This is a genomic window from Ruegeria marisrubri (genome assembly GCF_001507595.1).
In the GTDB taxonomy this organism is placed as follows: domain Bacteria; phylum Pseudomonadota; class Alphaproteobacteria; order Rhodobacterales; family Rhodobacteraceae; genus Ruegeria; species Ruegeria marisrubri.
This window is the reverse complement of the sequence record NZ_LQBQ01000034.1, coordinates 253,928-270,648: the sequence shown is the minus strand read 5'-3', so window position 1 is coordinate 270,648 and position 16,721 is coordinate 253,928. Positions and strand designations below refer to the sequence as shown.

Sequence of the window (16,721 nt, the reverse complement as noted above, 5' to 3'; positions counted from 1 at the left end):
CAATATGCCAGCCCGCTACAGCGGCCAGAAGACCAGGATCGCCGGGATCGAAACCGCGACGACCAGCACCTCGAGCGGCAGGCCCATGCGCCAATAGTCGCCAAAACGGTATCCTCCCGGTCCCAGGACCAGAGTGTTGTTCTTGTGCCCGATCGGCGTCAGGAACGCGGACGAGGCCGCCACGGCCACGGCCATCAGGAACGGGTCGGGCGACACCTCCAGCGTGCGCGCCATCTGGATTGCGACCGGGGCCGCGACGATGGTGGTGGCCGTGTTGTTGAGCACATCCGAGAGCGTCATCGTCACCACCATCAGCACGGTCAGAATGACCCATGCCGGCATCCCCTCGGTCAGCGAAACCAGCGCCCCGGCCAGCAACTCGGTCCCGCCCGAGGTTTCCAGTGCGGCGCCCAGGGGGATCATTGATCCCAAAAGCACGATGACCGGCCATTCGATGTGGTCATAGAGCTGCGTGATCGGCAGGATGCCGGTCAGCACATAGGCGATGGCGACCAGCCCCAGCGCGATCGGCAGATACAGCAGCCCGACGCTGGCGGCCACGACCGCGGCGCCGAACAGGCCGATGGCCAGCCAGGCCTTGTCCTGCGCCGTCACGGCCAGACCGCGCTCGGCCAGGGGAAGGCAGCCCAGCCACTGGGTCACTTCCGCGCCGTGATCGCGCGGGCAAAGCAGCAGCAGGATGTCGCCGGGTTCGATCTGGGTGCTGCGGACCTGCCTGAAAATGCGGCGGCCCTGGCGCGAAATGCCCATCAGAACGGTGCTTTTCCAGCGGGCAAGGCCAAGTTCCCGCGCCGCGCGCCCGACGATGCGGGCATTTCTGGGAACGACGACCTCGATGATTTCCAGGCCCTCGCCAGCGGCGGTCACCGCCTCCTGTGCCTGCGTGTCCGAGAAATCGAGGTTGATCGCGGCCCGGAATTCATCAAGGGCTTCGGGTGTTGCCTCCAGCACCAGCGTGTCGCCTGCGCGCAGCAGCGTGTTGGCCGCGCGTCCATACTGCCGCTTGCCGTTCCGGATCAGCCCCAATATCGCCACGTCGGTCTTGTCGGCGGTCTCGTACAACTCGGCAAGGCGCTTGCCGATATGGGGCGACTCGGCCGGGATGGTGAGTTCGGCGATGTACTCGGCAAGCGCGTCCGACGTATCGCTCTGCGCACCGCGCTGAGGTATCAGCCGCCAGCCGATCACGGCGACGAAGATCAGGCCGGCCAGCGCCGCCAGCCCGCCGACCGGGGCAAAGTCGAACATGTGGTAGGGCTCGCCAAGGTTTTCAGCCCGGATGGCTGCGATGATGATGTTGGGCGGTGTCCCGATCAGGGTGGCCATGCCCCCCAAGATGGTGGCAAAGCTCAGCGGCATCAGGGTCAGCCCGGCCGCCCGCCCGGCCTTGCGCGCCGTCTGGATGTCGACCGGCATCAGAAGCGCCAGCGCGGCCACGTTGTTCATGAAGGCCGACAGCACCGCGCCGATGCCGCCCATCAGTGCGATATGGGCGCCCAGCCCGCGCGAGGCATCGACCAGCGTTCGCGTGATCATGAACACGGCCCCCGACCGCACCAGCCCGGCGGAAACCACCAGCACCAGCGCCACCACCAGCGTTGCCGCATGGCCGAAACCGGAAAAGGCGTTCTCGATCGGCACCACGCCGAAAACGACGCCCGCCATAAGGGCCGAGAAGGCCACCAGGTCATAACGGAACCTGCCCCACAGCAGCAGGGCGAAAACCGTGAGGAACAGCGCAAACAGGATGATCTGATCGGTCGTCATGCCCTCACCATACGCGCCAAGGGGCCACCGGCAAGCCGCTCTCTTGATCCTTTGCCCCGCAAACGTCTATATGAGCGCCGAACACGCAATCATCACGAGGACGCAACATGGCCGGCCATTCCAAATGGGCCAACATCCAGCACCGCAAAGGGCGCCAGGACGCCGCGCGGTCCAAGCTGTTTTCCAAGCTGTCGAAGGAAATCACCGTCGCCGCCAAAATGGGCGATCCCGATCCCGACAAGAACCCGCGCCTGCGTCTGGCGGTGAAGGAAGCGAAATCGCAGTCGATGCCCAAGGACAACATCGAACGCGCGATCAAGAAGGCCACCGGCGGCGACGCCGAGGCGTATGAGGAAATCCGTTACGAGGGCTATGGCCCCAACGGTGTCGCGGTCATCGTCGAGACCATGACCGACAACAAGAACCGCACCGCGTCGAACGTGCGCTCGACCTTCGCCAAGAACGGCGGCAACCTGGGCGAGACCGGCTCGGTCGGCTTCATGTTCGAGCGCAAGGGCGAGGTGGTCTATCCGGCGTCCGCCGGCGATGCCGACACCATTTTTGAGGCCGCCATCGAGGCCGGGGCCGAAGACGTCGAAAGCTCGGAGGACGGTCATATCATCTGGTGCGCCGACACCGACCTGAACGAGGTTTCCAGTGCGCTCGAGGCGGCGCTGGGTGAATCGGAATCGACCAAGCTGGTCTGGAAGCCGACCACCACGACCGAGCTGGGTCTGGAGGACATGCAGCGCCTGATGAAGCTGGTCGAGGCGCTGGAAGACGATGACGACGTGCAGCGCGTCACCACCAACTTTGAAGCCTCCGACGAGGTCATGGCGCAGCTTTGACGCCAGCAAGACCCGAACAAGAAGAACCCGGCCTTGCGCCGGGTTTTTCTTTTTGGCACCCCGGCACCCGCGTCTTCAGAAAAAGCTCGAAATCTCCTCGAGCGGTTTCTTCAGCTTGGCGACCGCGGGCACCGTGGCGTTCTCGGCCGGATGCCCCACCGCGATGATCATGGTCGGCTTTTCCGAGGCCGGGCGGTTCAGCGCGTCGTTGAGAAACCGCATCGGGTTCGGGGTGTGGGTAAGCGTGCAAAGACCCGCGTGATGCAGCGCCGCCAGCAGGAACCCCGTGGCGATGTTGACGCTTTCGGGGACGTAGTAGTTCTTGTAGCGGGTGCCGTCCTCGAACTGGCCCCAGCGCTGGGCGAAGACCACGATCAACCAGGGCGCGACCGTCAGGTGCTCTTTCACCGCGTTCGTTCCGATCGGTTCCAGCGCCTTGATCCATTCATCGCCTGCACCACCGGCATAGAACCGGCGCTCTTCCTCTTCGGCCTCGTCGCGGATGCGTTGCTTCAGGGCAGGGTCCGATACGGCGGCGAAGTGCCAGGGCTGGTGGTTCGCCCCCGAAGGCGCCGTGCCGGCGGTGCGGATGCAGGTTTCAATGACCTCGCGCGGCACCGGGCGATCCGAGTAGTCGCGCACCGTATGCCGCTTGCGCATCATGTCGTGAAACGCCTGCGCGGCGGCCAGCATCTGTTCGTCCGACAAATCGAGCCTGTCGGGCAGCGGGATCGGATCGTAGCTGAGCGCGTCGCGGGCGAACATGGCGAAATCTCCAACAGTTTCAGACGTTATCGGGTAGGGTCAGGCGGCGATCAACCCCTTGGCCGCCGCGACCCTGACGGCTCGGGTCAGCGGCCCAAGCGCCGGGGCCATGATGCGGCTGACCTGCCAGGTCAGGGGAACGTCCAGAGGTGTGTCTGGAATGAGGGCCTGTAGCCGCCCTTCACTCATGGGCTGTCGAACCAGGATTTCCGGGTTCATGCCCCACCCAAGCCCGGCGCAGGCGGCGTCGACAAAGGCATGGGTGGAGGGCATGTAATGGGTAGGCGGCACGATCCGCGCCCCCGCATTGGCCTCAATCCAGGCCTTTTGCAGCCCATCCTTGCGGTTGAAGGTCAGGCAGGGGGCCTTTGCCAGCGCCTTTGCCGTAACCCCTTGGGGAAACCAGCGCCGCATGTAGTCCGGGCTGGCGGTGGCGAGATAGCGCATGACCCCCAAGGGCACCGCATCGCATCCCGTCACCGGCCTGCCGCCCACCGTGATCGCGGCACTGACCTCGCCACGCCGCAGCCAGTCGGCCGAGTGGTCCTGATCATCCACCACCAGATCGAACAGCATGTCTTTGGTTCTGGCCATTGCGTCTATGAACCAGGTGGCCAGGCTGTCCGCCGGCACCGCAATCCTGAGCCGCGCCGGTCCCGTGCCCCGGTCCAGCGCGAGGTCGCGGTTGAGCTGTGCCTCGAGCAGGCCGACATCCTCGGCATGTTTGGCGATCCGCAGCCCCGCTCGTGTCCCGGTGCAGGGCGGCCCGCGCTCGATCAGCGAAGTGCCCACCCGGTCCTCCAGCGCCTTTATCCGCTGGGATATTGCCGAGGGCGTGACTGCAAGTTCGGCGGCGGCGGCCTCGAAACTGCCCAGCCGCAGGATCGCGGAAAGGGCGGCAAGCTGATTGGGGTCGAATGACATTAGGACTTCTTAATCAAGGTAATCATCTTTAATTCGATAAATCCATTTCAGTAGGCTAGTCAAATCCGGCAATCGTCAGGAGGCCCCATGCCCACGTCTTTCCTTCCCGGTTTTGCCCTCGGCTTCAGCCTGATCCTCGCGATCGGCGCCCAGAACGCCTTTGTCCTGCGGCAGGGATTGCGACGCGAGCACGTGTTTGCCCTGTGCCTGACCTGCGCGGTCTCGGACGCCCTGCTGATCGCGGCCGGGGTGGCCGGGTTCGGTGCGCTGGCGACCGCCGTGCCCGTGTTCGAGCCGCTGATGCGCTATGGCGGGGCTGCCTTTCTGGTTTGGTATGGCAGTCGCAGCCTGATGTCGGCGTGGAATGGCGGGGCCGTGCTCGAGGCCGGAAACGGGCAGGGAACCAGCCTGCGCGCGGCCTTGATCACGGTGATGGCCTTCACCTGGCTGAACCCGCATGTCTATCTGGACACCGTGGTTCTGATCGGTTCGATCTCGGCGCAATATGACGACCGGTTGGGCTTTGCCCTAGGGGCCACTACTTCAAGCTTTGTCTTCTTCTTCTCACTTGGCTACGGCGCGCGCCTGTTCGCTCCGCTGTTTTCCCGCCCGCGGGCCTGGCAGGTGCTGGATACCCTGATCGGCGTCACCATGCTGGCCATAGCCGCGAAACTCGTTGCCATGTGAAGGGTTGCCCTGCGGCGGAAAGCGTGGTCAACCGAAAACATGAGCACGCCCACCGCCCAATCCCGCCCGCTCGCGGGCATGTTCTGGATGCTGTCCGCCGGCATATCCTTCGTGATGATGACGGCCCTGGTGAAAACCATGGGCACCACGATGCACCCCATCCAGGCGGCGTTTCTGCGTTATCTTTTCGGCCTCGTGTTCCTGATCCCGGCACTGCCGGCGATCATGAGCACCAAGCTGACGAGGCGGCACCTGACCCTGTTCGGCGTAAGAGGGGGCATCCACGCGCTGGGCGTGATGCTGTGGTTCTTTGCCATGACGCAGATCCCGCTGGCCGAGGTCACGGCGATGAACTACCTCACACCGGTTTACGTGACCCTGGGCGCGGCGCTGTTTCTGGGGGAAAGGCTGGCCTTTCGGCGGGTTGCTGCCGTGTTCGTCGCATTGATCGGCGCAGCCATCATCCTGCGCCCAGGATTCCGCGAGATCTCGGCCGGGCACCTGGCCATGCTGGGCACTTCGCTGACCCTTGGCGGGTCCTACCTGATCGCCAAGGTCGCGGTCGGGGATGTGCGGCCCTCGGTGGTGGTGGCGCATCTGTCGATCTGGGTGACTCTGTTTTTGACCCCTTTCGCGCTGGCGGTCTGGACGCCGCCCAACTGGAGCGATCTGGGCATCCTGTTCCTGGTGGCCTGTTTCGCTACCGGCGGTCACTATTTCATGACCCTTGCGCTGCAGGCCGCACCCGTTGCCGTGACACAGCCGGTCACCTTTCTGCAGCTGATCTGGGCCACCCTGATGGGGGCATTGGTGTTCGGCGAAGGCGTCGACGTCTGGGTCGTCGCGGGCGGGACGCTCATTTTGGCGGCCGTCAGCTTCATCACCTGGCGCGAGGCGGTGCTCAAGCGCCGCGCGATCACCCCGCCCGGGATAACGCCTACCGTCAGGGTTACTGCGGCTCATTCCGATGATCCGAACTAGGTTATTGATTGACGAGTCAATAAAATCAGCTTAGCGTTTCGGCCATTGACCTGCCTTGAAGGGGTGCGACATGCCGAAAATCGGAATGGAACCGATCCGACGCGACGCGATCGTGAAAGCCACGATCGCGGAACTTGGCGTGAAAAAGTCCCTCGACGTGACCGTCAGCCAGATCGCCAAGCGGGCAGGCATGTCCAGCGCCCTGGCGCACCACTATTTCGGCGGAAAAGACCAGATTTTTCTGGCCGCAATGCGACATATCCTGACGGATTTTGGCGCCGTGGCCCGGTCCGAGCTCAAGGCCGCGCCAAAGGACGAGCGGGCGCAGGCCATCATCCGGGCGTGTTTCGACCCGTCCTGCTTCACCCCGGACGTGATCGCGGCCTGGATGACCTTCTACGTTCTGGCACAGACCAACCAGGAGGCGCTGCGCCTCTGGCAGATCTATCAGGCGCGAATCCGCTCGAATCTGATCCACGCGCTGCGGGGGCGGCTGAAGGACCCGGTAGAGGCGGCCGAGAACATGATCGCGCTGATCGACGGGCTGTATATCCGCGCGGCCCTGAGCGCCCCCGAAGAACCCGAACTGGCCGTGGGCCACGCGATGCGCGTTCTTAATACCCTGATCGAGGCCGAGAAATGACAAAGCCGAATATTCTGATCCTGATGGTGGATCAGCTGAACGGAACCCTCTTTCCCGACGGTCCCGCCGAGTGGCTTCATGCGCCCAACCTCAAGAAACTGGCGGCGCGGTCGACGCGGTTTGCCAACGCCTATACCGCCTCGCCGCTGTGTGCGCCGGGGCGGGCCAGCTTCATGTCCGGCCAGTTGCCTTCGCGCACCGGGGTCTATGACAACGCCGCCGAGTTCCGCAGCGACATCCCCACTTACGCCCATCACCTGCGCCGCGCGGGCTACTACACCTGCCTGTCGGGCAAGATGCACTTCGTCGGCCCCGACCAGCTGCACGGCTTCGAGGACCGCCTGACCACCGACATCTACCCGGCCGATTTCGGTTGGACTCCCGACTATCGTAAGCCGGGCGAGCGCATCGACTGGTGGTATCACAACATGGGCTCGGTCACCGGGGCGGGCGTGGCCGAGATCACCAACCAGATGGAGTATGATGACGAGGTCGCCTACCACGCCAAGGCCAAGCTCTATGATCTGGCCCGCGGCAAGGATGACCGCCCGTGGTGCGTGACCGTCAGCTTCACGCATCCGCATGATCCCTATGTCGCGCGGCGCAAATACTGGGACCTGTACGAGGATTGCCAGCACCTGCTGCCACAGGTCCCGGATCTGGGCTACGACAACCAGGATCCGCATTCCCAACGCATCTTCGATGCCAATGACTGGCGCAGTTTCAACATCACCGAAGAAGACATCCGCCGCTCGCGCCGGGCCTATTTCGCCAACATCACCTATCTGGACGACAAGATCGGCGAAATCCTCGACGTGCTGGAAACCACCCGGCAAGAGGCGATCATCCTGTTTGTCTCGGATCACGGCGACATGCTGGGCGAGCGGGGCCTGTGGTTCAAGATGAACTTCTACGAAGGCTCGGCCCGGGTGCCGCTGATGATCTCGGCGCCGGACCTGCCTGCCGGTCGGATCGACACCCCGGTTTCAACGATCGACGTAACGCCCACCCTGGGTGCGCTGGCAGGCGTGGACATGGCGGAAATCGCCCCGTGGACCGACGGCGAAAGCCTGGTGCCACTGGCCAATGGCGACGAGCGCGCGGCGCCTGTCCTGATGGAATACGCCGCCGAGGCGTCCTATGCGCCGCTTGTGTCGATGCGCTACGGCAAATGGAAATACAACCGCTGCGCGCTGGACCCCGATCAGCTCTTCGATCTCGAAGCCGACCCGCACGAGCTGGAAAACCTCGCGGACAGGCCCGAACACGCCGGCACGCTGCAAACCCTGCGGGCCAAGTCCGAGGCGCGTTGGGATCTGGACCGGTTCGACGCCGATGTGCGCGCCAGCCAGGCACGACGCTGGGTGGTGTACGAGGCGCTGCGACAGGGCGGCTATTACCCCTGGGATTACCAGCCGCTGCAGAAGGCGTCCGAGCGTTACATGCGCAATCACATGAATCTGGACAATCTCGAGGAAAGCCAGCGCTTCCCGCGCGGCGAATGACCTCTTCACCTTTTTGAAAATACTCCCGCCGGAGGCATCAGAGGGTTCCCCCCAGAGCCGCCGCCGGTCGGGTCCAAGGAGTCACGACCATGGAAGCAGATTTCGTCATCGTCGGCGCCGGATCCGCCGGATGTGCGATGGCCTATCGCCTCAGCGAGGCGGGCGCCTCGGTGCTGGTGATCGAATATGGGGGCACCGATGTCGGGCCGTTCATCCAGATGCCGGCGGCGCTCAGCTATCCAATGAACATGTCGCGCTATGACTGGGGCTATCAATCCGAGCCCGAGCCGCACCTGAACAACCGCCGGCTGGTCTGTCCGCGCGGCAAGGTGATCGGGGGGTCGTCCTCGATCAACGGCATGGTCTATGTGCGCGGCCACGCGATGGATTTCGACACCTGGGCCGAGATGGGGGCGGATGGCTGGTCCTACGCCGACGTGCTGCCCTATTTCAAACGGATGGAGACCTGGCACGACGGCGGTCACGGGGGCGACCCGGCCTGGCGCGGCAGTGACGGCCCGCTGCACGTCACCCGCGGGCCCCGGTCGAACCCGCTGTTCAAGGCCTTTGTCGAGGCCGGCCGCCAGGCTGGCTACGAGGTGACCGATGACTACAATGGCGAAAAGCAGGAGGGTTTCGGCCCGATGGAACAGACCGTCTGGAAGGGACGGCGCTGGTCCGCGGCAAACGCCTATCTCAAGCCCGCGCTCAAACGCCCGAACTGCGACATCGTGCGGGGGCTGGCCGCCCGCGTGGTGATCGAAGAGGGGCGCGCGACCGGGGTCGAGGTGATCCGGGGTGGCAAGAAACAAGTGATCCGCGCCCGCCGCGAAGTCGTGGTGGCGGCCTCGTCGATCAACTCGCCCAAACTGCTGATGCTTTCTGGCATCGGCCCGGCGGCGCATCTGGCCGAACATGGGATCGGGGTGATCGCCGACCGTCCCGGCGTCGGTGCCAACCTGCAGGACCATCTGGAGCTCTACATCCAGCAGGCGGCGATCCAGCCGATCACGCTCTACAAACACTGGAACCTTGTCAGCAAGGGCCTGATCGGGGCGCAATGGCTGTTCACCAAGACAGGCCTGGGCGCGTCGAACCAGTTCGAAAGCGCGGCTTTCATCCGATCGAAACCGGGCGTGAAATACCCCGACATACAGTATCACTTCCTGCCGATCGCTGTGCGCTATGACGGGCAGGCCGCTGCCGAGGGGCATGGCTTCCAGGCGCATGTCGGACCGATGCGCTCGCCGTCGCGGGGGGCGGTGACGCTGCGCTCGGCCAAGGTCGAGGACGCGCCGGTGATCCGCTTCAACTACATGAGCACCGAGCAGGATTGGGAGGATTTCCGAACCTGTATCCGCCTGACCCGCGAGATCTTCGGTCAGGACGCGTTCAAACCTTACGCGGGCCACGAAATCCAGCCCGGTGCCGACGTTCAGACCGACGAGGAACTGAATGCCTTCATCGCCGAACATGCCGAAAGCGCCTATCACCCCTGCGGCACCTGCCGGATGGGGCGTGCGGATGACCCGAATGCCGTTGTCGATCCGCAGGGCCGGGTGATCGGGGTGGACGGGCTGCGCGTTGCGGACAGCTCGGTCTTTCCGCAGATCACCAACGGCAACCTGAACGCGCCGTCGATCATGGTGGGCGAAAAGATGTCGGATCACCTGCTGGGCCGGGATCCGTTGCCGCGCGCCAACGAACAGCCCTGGATCCATCCAAGCTGGGCAACGTCGCAGCGTTAACCTTTCTTGACATGCCCTGTTGAATGCGCCCCGCAGAGGGCGCATCTTAACGGGATGTTAAGAGTTTGTTTGCTGTTTGTTCTGGCGTTGGTTCCGCTTGCTGCGACCGCGTCAGAAACGTTCTCGGGCCGTGTCCGCGTTGTCGATGCCGATACATGGGATGTGGGCGGCGTGCGCGTCCGCCTGCATGGCATTGATGCGCCGGAACTGGATCAGACCTGCCGATACGCAGACGGCACCGAATGGCGATGCGGTGTCTGGGCGACCCAGAGGGTGCGCGTTGCATATGAAGGGCACAAGGCACGATGCCGCCCGGTGGATCAGGATCGCTATGGGCGTATCGTGGCAAATTGCGCCGTTCAGGGTGTGGATGCGGCGCAGGTTCTGGTCGGCAAAGGGTTGGCTTTTGCCTATCGCAAGTATTCCCTCGCCTATGTTTCCCACGAATGGGAGGCGCGTCGGCGGAAGGCCGGGCTGCATGCCGGAGAGGCCCAGGAGCCCTGGCTGTATCGGTCTGCAGGTGCGGATGGTGCGCCTGGTGGAACGTGCAGGATCAAGGGTAACATTTCGTCCGGTGGCGAGCGAATTTACCATGTTCCCGGCCAAAAGCATTATGCCCGGACCAAGATCAGTCCCGGCAAGGGCGAACGCTGGTTCTGCTCGGCCGCCGAGGCCCGCAGCGCTGGCTGGCGTGCCGCCCTGCAGTGAAAAATTCCAGCCGATTTCACCGTTCTTGATCCGCGTCAAAGATGACTCTGCGAACGCGCTTTACTCGTAGGTGGCAACCGCAAGACACCGCAAGACAAGGAGCGAACAGACATGTCTCATACGCCACATGAACTGGCCGAAGAATTCCCCGACAAGGTCGAACTGATGAGCCAGCTCAAGCAGTCGGATGCACATTTTGCCCGGTTGGCGGACGAGTATCATGAAATCAATCGTCAGGTGCATCGCGCGGAAACCAATGTCGAGCCGATGGAAGAACTCGCCGAGGTTACCCTGCGCAAAAAGCGCGCGGCGCTCAAGGATGAAATCTGGAGCATCCTTTCCAAAGCCTGACTTGGCCTGAGAGGGGGAGCCACGGCAGGCCGTGGGTCCCCTGCCGGGTGGTTCCAATATTTCAATTCACTTCGTAGGGAAGCGTGCCGCGTTCATCGGCATTGATGGTCAGGCGCCGCTCGAGCGGCGGCACGGAGCGCTGGTGGCAGGTCTTGCGCTCGCAGATTCGGCAGGAAATACCGATCGGCTCGTAGGCGCTGGCGTTGTTCACGTCCAGATTGTCCGCATAGACCAGCGCATCGGCATGGCGCACCTCGCAGCCAAGCGCGATGGCATAGCGGCGTACGGGGGCGCCGAACGAGCCGCCCGGTTTCGAGACGTCCCGCGCCAGTGAAATATAGCGCACACCGTCCGGGGTCTCGGCCAGCTGGCGCAGGAAATGCCCCGGCGTTTCAAAGGCCCGGTGCACGTTCCACAAGGGGCAGGCCCCTCCAAAGCGGGCAAATTGCAGGCGCGTCGCCGAATGGCGCTTGGTGATGGTGCCTGCCTGATCCACGCGGACGAAGAAGAACGGAATCCCCTTGGCGCCCGGTCTTTGCAGCGTGGACAGGCGGTGGGCCACCTGTTCGATCGAGGCGCCAAAGCGGTTGCTGAGCAGTTCCAGATCGTGGCGGTATTCCTGAGCGGCGGCAAGGAAGGTGCCATAAGGCATCAGCGCCGCCCCCGCAAAGTAATTGGCCAGACCGATCTTGGCGATGGCGCGGGCCTCGTCGCTTTGGAACCGCGCGAAATCCAGCGTCGCCTCCAGCAGTTTGTCCTGACTCAGAAGAGCGACCTGCAACAGCAGCTGGAATACCTGCGTCTGCGGCGCCGCGCGCGAGGACAGGCGCAGAGTCCGCGATTTCGGATCATAGCTGCGCAGGGATTCGGTGTCGGTGAACTCTACGGTGATGCCGCGCTCGGTCAGGCTTTCCAGCGCGACGGTGCGGATGTCGCCGGACGGCCCCAGACGTTCGGCAAAGCGTTCGGCGGCCCGGTCCACCGCGTCTATGTAGTTGTCGCAATAGTGGAAGAAATCGCGCACTTCCTCCCACGGGCTGGCCTGAATGCGGGCGTCCTCGCGCCCCAGGGCCTCGTCCAGCGAGGCCAGCCGTTCATGGGTCTGTCGGTAGGCCTTGTGCAATTCGATGAAGGCGCGAGCCAGCGCGGGGGCGTTCGAGGCCGTCAGGCGCAGATCGGCAAGCGGCGGTATCGTGTCGGCAAAGATCGGGTCCGCCAACGCTTCGCGCATGTCCGAAACCAGCCGTTCGCTGTCGCCGGTGCTGAGTTCGGTGACGTCCAGGCCAAACTCCTGCGCCAGGGCAAGAACAACCGTCGTCGAGACCGGGCGGTTGTTGTTCTCCATCTGGTTCAGATAGGGCAGCGACACGCCCAGCTTTGCGGCGAAGTCCTTTTGCGTCAGCGACAGGCGGTTGCGGATCTCGCGCAGCTTGGCGCCGGCATAGAGCTTTTGGGTGGCCATGGGGTGCCTTTGCAGATTTCCTTTTCGGGAAGGCTAACTTTGCAAAGCTCGCCGCGCAAGCGGTCAGAGGCCAAGTTGTTTTTCGCGCCAGATGACGATCTGGATCGCCATGATGCCCAGAACCGAGGTCACCAGCATCAGCCACAATAGCGGCAGGGCGCCGGTCTCGGGTGTCAGCAACGCGCCCGCCAGCGCGCTGAGCGCCGCGCCGCCGCCCAGCATGATCGCGCCGCTCAGCCCCGAGGCCGTGGCCGCGAGGTGCGGGCGGACCGACAGTGACCCGGCCGTCGCATTGGGGATCGACATGCCGTTGCCGAGACCCACGAAGGTCATGAGGCCGAAAAAGCTGAGCGCGCTGCCCCATCCCGCCACTACGATCGCCAACGACAGCGCGACCCCGATTGCGTTCAGCCAGCACCCCCAAAACACCATCCGGTTGACGCCGAAGCGCACCGAGTAGCGGCCGCTGATGAAGTTGCCGAAGAAATACCCGACGGCAGGCGCGCCGAAATAGATGCCGACCTCGGCCGGTTCCATCCCGTAGACCTCGGTGCCCACGAAGGGCGCGCCACCGAGATAGGCAAAGAATGCGCCCGACGAGAAGCCTGAGGCCAGCGAATAGCCCCAGAAACGGGGAGAGGTCAGCAGTTCGGGATATTCCCGGAACTGCTGGGCCAATGTCTTGCCGCTTCTGAGCGCGGTTTCACCGAAATCCTTGAACACCAGAACGATGGCCATGCCTCCCAGTCCGAAAAGCAGCCAGAAATTGGCCTTCCAACCAAAGGATTCATCCAGAAAGCCCCCGATCGCGGGGCCGAGCATCGGGACTACGGCCATGCCCATCGTCACGTATCCCAGCATGGATGCGGCCTTGTCCTGCGCATACATGTCGCGCACCGCAGCACGGCTGAGAACGATGCCGACCGCGATCACCGCCTGGCACATGCGGAAGAACAGGAAAATCTCGGCGGTCGGCGCGAAAATGCAACCCAGCGTAGCCAGCAGGAACAGGGCAAGTCCCCACAGGATGACCGGGCGGCGCCCGGCCTTGTCCGCCAGGGGGCCAATCACGATCTGCATCAACGCGTTCACCGCCAGATACAGCGCCACCGACAGCTGCATGACCCGGTAATCGGTCCGAAAGTATTCGGTCATGTTCGGAAGGCTGGGCAGGAAAATGTTCATGCTCAGAGCGGACAGTCCCGACAGCAGGATCAGGGTCGCCAGCGTTGGCGGACTGCGGTGAACTTGGGCGGAGCTGAACTGCATGGTTTGCATCTATGACATGCCGATGGGCGAATCCATGCCCGGCGTTGCGTTAATGTGTTAATTAACAAGTTTGCATTTCGCTTTGAATGAATTGCCAAGGATTTGCAAATTTGCCGAATAGTTCTTTGGACTGTGTGGCCCACACTATATGGTCCGTCCAAATTTGACAGGGGACAATCGCGATGAAAGATATCCTTTCCGAGCTCGAAGACCGCCGCGAAAACGCACGGCTGGGCGGAGGGCAAAAGCGGATCGACGCACAGCATGCGCGGGGCAAACTGACGGCGCGCGAGCGGATCGAGCTGCTGCTGGACGAAGGCAGCTTCGAAGAGTTCGACATGTTCGTCACCCACCGCTGCACCGACTTCGGCATGGAAAAGCAGAAATCGGCAGGAGACGGTGTGGTCACCGGCTGGGGCACGATCAATGGCCGGATGGTCTATGTCTTCAGCCAGGACTTCACGGTCTTCGGCGGTTCTCTGTCCGAAACGCACGCGCAGAAGATCTGCAAGATCATGGACATGGCCATGCAGAACGGCGCCCCGGTGATCGGTCTGAACGACTCGGGCGGGGCGCGCATCCAGGAAGGCGTTGCCTCGCTGGCGGGCTATGCCGAGGTGTTCCAGCGCAACATCATGGCCTCGGGCGTGGTGCCGCAGATCTCGGTCATCATGGGGCCCTGTGCGGGTGGCGCGGTCTATAGCCCGGCGATGACCGACTTCATCTTCATGGTCAAGGACACGTCCTACATGTTCGTGACCGGCCCCGATGTGGTGAAAACCGTCACCAACGAGGTGGTGACCGCCGAGGAACTGGGCGGCGCTTCGACTCACACCAGGAAATCCTCGGTCGCGGACGGCGCCTTTGAAAACGATGTCGAGGCCTTGGCCGAGGTGCGCCGTCTGGTGGACTTCCTGCCGCTGAACAACCGCGACAAGCCCCCGGTGCGCCCGTTCTTTGACGAGCCGGACCGCGTCGAGATGTCGTTGGACACCTTGGTGCCGGAAAACCCCAACACGCCCTACGACATGAAGGAACTGATCGTCAAAGTGGCGGACGAGGGTGATTTCTACGAAATCCAGGAGGATTTCGCCAAGAACATCATAACCGGCTTCATCCGGCTCGAAGGGCGCACGGTGGGCGTGGTGGCAAACCAGCCGATGGTTCTGGCCGGGTGTCTGGACATCGACAGCAGCCGCAAGGCGGCGCGGTTCGTCCGCTTTTGCGACTGTTTCGAAATCCCGATCCTGACCTTCGTGGATGTTCCGGGCTTCCTGCCCGGCACCAGCCAGGAATATGGCGGGGTCATCAAGCACGGGGCCAAGCTGCTGTTCGCCTATGGCGAGGCGACCGTGCCCAAGGTGACCGTGATTACCCGCAAGGCTTATGGCGGCGCCTATGACGTGATGGCGTCGAAACACCTGCGCGGCGATTTCAACTATGCCTGGCCCACCGCCGAGATCGCGGTGATGGGGGCCAAGGGTGCCACCGAGATCATTCACCGAGCCGATCTGGGCGACCCCGAAAAGATCGCGCAGCACACCAAGGACTACGAAGACCGCTTCGCCAACCCCTTCGTGGCGGCCGAGCGTGGCTTCATCGACGAGGTGATCATGCCGCACTCCACCCGCCGCCGCGTGTCCCGGGCCTTTGCCAGCCTGCGGAACAAGCAGCTCAAGAACCCGTGGAAGAAGCACGACAACATCCCTCTCTGAGACCCGCAGGGCCCGGCGGGCACCGCCCCGCCGGTCCGTGACAGGCAAGCGACCGCAAGGAAAGGCGCGATGATCCGGCTTTGGAAAGATCAGGCATTTGGCATCAAGGACGTGGGCGCTATGCCGCCCGCGGTCGCGAAGCCGCGTCTTCTCCAAGGCATTGGCAAAGCTCAGTTTGACTGGAAAACCCGATTCGCCCCATGATCCGTGCCAAGCGTCATAGAACCGCGGACGCCATGTGCGTCGCGCAAGCAGCCCCGGCAGGAGGAGCCCGCCGCTGGTGGGGTCGGGGCTGCGGTTTTGCCTTGGGTGTGCTAGTTTCCTTTGCCTCGGGCGCAGAAGCTCAGACCCTGCTGCCCGTTCCTTCAGGCCAGCCCGTGCATCTCAGCGATGTCCTGCTTGATGAAAACCCCGGGGAATTGTGGGTGCGCTTCCGCTTTGTCGCCCCAAAGATCGGCCCGGCCAACGGGCAGATCGGCCATGACGTGGCCAGCATCGACATGGATCATCTGTGCCAGACGCTTGCCGTTCCCTACGTATCCGAGCATCGGCTTGAACCCGCGCGGGTGGTCATTTCCCTGTCCGATCGCGAGCTCGAATTCGGCCACGCCGCCCCCGAAGCAACCCAGTATTTCGAAGCCTATCGGCTGGAAGGCGCCCGCTGTATCTGGGAGGGGCTCTGACGATGAAGGGGATTCTTTCCATCGCCGGAGCCTTTCAACAGGCACGATCGACTTCGGAGGCGCACGCCATGACTTCAGCCAGACCCGGATTTTTCCTTGCCGCGAATGCGGCGGCGCAGCCCGCGGAGGGACTGCCATGCTGAAACACCGTGGATTTCCCGGACGCTATCCCGGCTCTGATTTTCAGTTCACGATTCGCCGGGCCAATCCAAAGGGCGCTACGCCCTTGGTGCGGCGCGAACGCTATCGGGATCGAAAGGCGGTGGATCGCCGGGTGGACGCGGCCTTCATGGAGGCGCTGTGGCAGCATTTCGGCGATCAGCCCTTCGAGCGCGGAAACCTGGATGCGGGCCGGCTGAGCTGGCTGTTCGGGCGCGAGGTCATCCCGGCCGAAGAACCCTTCGATCCGGAAAGCTACGAGGCGTTGCTGGTGATCGACGTCGAGACGGCACGGGCAAGTTTCCCCGACATTTTCGGCGTGGGAGGGTGAAATTGCGCCGCGCTTCCCCGATCCAACCTGCTGTCACAGCGGCATGTGTCTGGCCTGCACCGGCCCTGTCGCCGTTGCAGGGCACGCCTGCTCGGTCGTGGATGGGAGGCCAGGCTGGAAAAAACCTGCGAATTCAGGGGCGCTCCCCCCGTTT

Annotated in this window: 16 protein-coding genes; 11 read left to right on the top strand and 5 right to left on the bottom strand. The window is 63.5% G+C overall.

Features of this window, described 5'->3' with window-relative positions; genetic code table 11:
- Window positions 1–15 precede the first annotated feature (15 nt).
- A complete protein-coding gene (locus tag AVO45_RS13810; RefSeq protein WP_068347897.1) occupies window positions 16–1,788 on the bottom strand; it encodes an SLC13 family permease in 1,773 nt (590 codons plus the stop codon).
- A 107-nt stretch (window positions 1,789–1,895) separates the two neighbouring features.
- Here AVO45_RS13810 and AVO45_RS13805 point away from each other — a divergent pair, with 107 nt between their 5' ends.
- Complete coding sequence (locus AVO45_RS13805) at window positions 1,896–2,636, top strand: YebC/PmpR family DNA-binding transcriptional regulator (protein WP_068347896.1); 741 nt, start codon at window positions 1,896–1,898, stop codon at window positions 2,634–2,636.
- A gap of 75 nt (window positions 2,637–2,711) precedes the next feature.
- Here AVO45_RS13805 and AVO45_RS13800 read toward each other — a convergent pair whose 3' ends face one another.
- Window positions 2,712–3,401, bottom strand: a complete 690-nt coding sequence (locus tag AVO45_RS13800) for a nitroreductase family protein (protein ID WP_068347893.1) — start codon at window positions 3,399–3,401, stop codon at window positions 2,712–2,714.
- A 39-nt stretch (window positions 3,402–3,440) separates the two neighbouring features.
- A complete protein-coding gene (locus tag AVO45_RS13795) occupies window positions 3,441–4,325 on the bottom strand; it encodes a LysR family transcriptional regulator ArgP (protein WP_068347891.1) in 885 nt (294 codons plus the stop codon).
- An 87-nt stretch (window positions 4,326–4,412) separates the two neighbouring features.
- Here AVO45_RS13795 and AVO45_RS13790 point away from each other — a divergent pair, with 87 nt between their 5' ends.
- The 7 genes from AVO45_RS13790 to AVO45_RS13760 all read left to right on the top strand — a co-directional run bounded on the left by AVO45_RS13790 (window position 4,413) and on the right by AVO45_RS13760 (window position 10,948).
- Window positions 4,413–5,012 carry a LysE/ArgO family amino acid transporter gene (locus AVO45_RS13790; RefSeq protein ID WP_068347889.1) on the top strand — a complete coding sequence of 200 codons (600 nt, stop codon included), beginning with the start codon at window positions 4,413–4,415 and terminating at the stop codon, window positions 5,010–5,012.
- 39 nt (window positions 5,013–5,051) lie between these two features.
- On the top strand, window positions 5,052–5,993 hold the full coding sequence (locus AVO45_RS13785) for a DMT family transporter (RefSeq protein ID WP_068347885.1): 942 nt from the start codon (window positions 5,052–5,054) through the stop codon (window positions 5,991–5,993).
- Between the two features lie 70 nt (window positions 5,994–6,063).
- Window positions 6,064–6,636 (top strand): choline-binding transcriptional repressor BetI, encoded by a 573-nt coding sequence (gene betI, locus AVO45_RS13780; RefSeq protein ID WP_068347883.1) that lies wholly within the window; start codon window positions 6,064–6,066, stop codon window positions 6,634–6,636.
- Entirely contained in the window at window positions 6,633–8,141 is a 1,509-nt protein-coding gene (gene betC, locus AVO45_RS13775) for a choline-sulfatase (protein WP_068347881.1), read from the top strand. The genes betI and betC overlap by 4 nt, the downstream gene beginning before the upstream one ends.
- Before the next feature lie 89 nt (window positions 8,142–8,230).
- On the top strand, window positions 8,231–9,889 hold the full coding sequence (betA, locus tag AVO45_RS13770) for a choline dehydrogenase (RefSeq protein WP_068347879.1): 1,659 nt from the start codon (window positions 8,231–8,233) through the stop codon (window positions 9,887–9,889).
- Between the two features lie 69 nt (window positions 9,890–9,958).
- Window positions 9,959–10,597 (top strand): thermonuclease family protein, encoded by a 639-nt coding sequence (locus AVO45_RS13765; RefSeq protein WP_338055976.1) that lies wholly within the window; start codon window positions 9,959–9,961, stop codon window positions 10,595–10,597.
- A gap of 111 nt (window positions 10,598–10,708) precedes the next feature.
- Complete coding sequence (locus tag AVO45_RS13760; RefSeq protein WP_068347876.1) at window positions 10,709–10,948, top strand: HP1242/YdcH family protein; 240 nt, start codon at window positions 10,709–10,711, stop codon at window positions 10,946–10,948.
- Between the two features lie 61 nt (window positions 10,949–11,009).
- Here AVO45_RS13760 and AVO45_RS13755 read toward each other — a convergent pair whose 3' ends face one another.
- A complete protein-coding gene (locus AVO45_RS13755) occupies window positions 11,010–12,410 on the bottom strand; it encodes a helix-turn-helix domain-containing protein (protein WP_068347874.1) in 1,401 nt (466 codons plus the stop codon).
- A 63-nt stretch (window positions 12,411–12,473) separates the two neighbouring features.
- Window positions 12,474–13,679 (bottom strand): multidrug effflux MFS transporter, encoded by a 1,206-nt coding sequence (locus tag AVO45_RS13750; RefSeq protein WP_068347871.1) that lies wholly within the window; start codon window positions 13,677–13,679, stop codon window positions 12,474–12,476.
- 182 nt (window positions 13,680–13,861) lie between these two features.
- Between AVO45_RS13750 and AVO45_RS13745 the strand changes: the two genes are divergently transcribed.
- The 3 genes from AVO45_RS13745 to AVO45_RS13735 all read left to right on the top strand — a co-directional run bounded on the left by AVO45_RS13745 (window position 13,862) and on the right by AVO45_RS13735 (window position 16,567).
- Window positions 13,862–15,394, top strand: coding sequence for an acyl-CoA carboxylase subunit beta (locus AVO45_RS13745; RefSeq protein ID WP_068347869.1), 1,533 nt, complete (start codon window positions 13,862–13,864; stop codon window positions 15,392–15,394).
- Between the two features lie 200 nt (window positions 15,395–15,594).
- On the top strand, window positions 15,595–16,077 hold the full coding sequence (locus AVO45_RS13740; protein ID WP_068347867.1) for a DUF6497 family protein: 483 nt from the start codon (window positions 15,595–15,597) through the stop codon (window positions 16,075–16,077).
- A 136-nt stretch (window positions 16,078–16,213) separates the two neighbouring features.
- A complete protein-coding gene (locus tag AVO45_RS13735) occupies window positions 16,214–16,567 on the top strand; it encodes a hypothetical protein (RefSeq protein WP_068347864.1) in 354 nt (117 codons plus the stop codon).
- Window positions 16,568–16,721 lie beyond the last annotated feature (154 nt).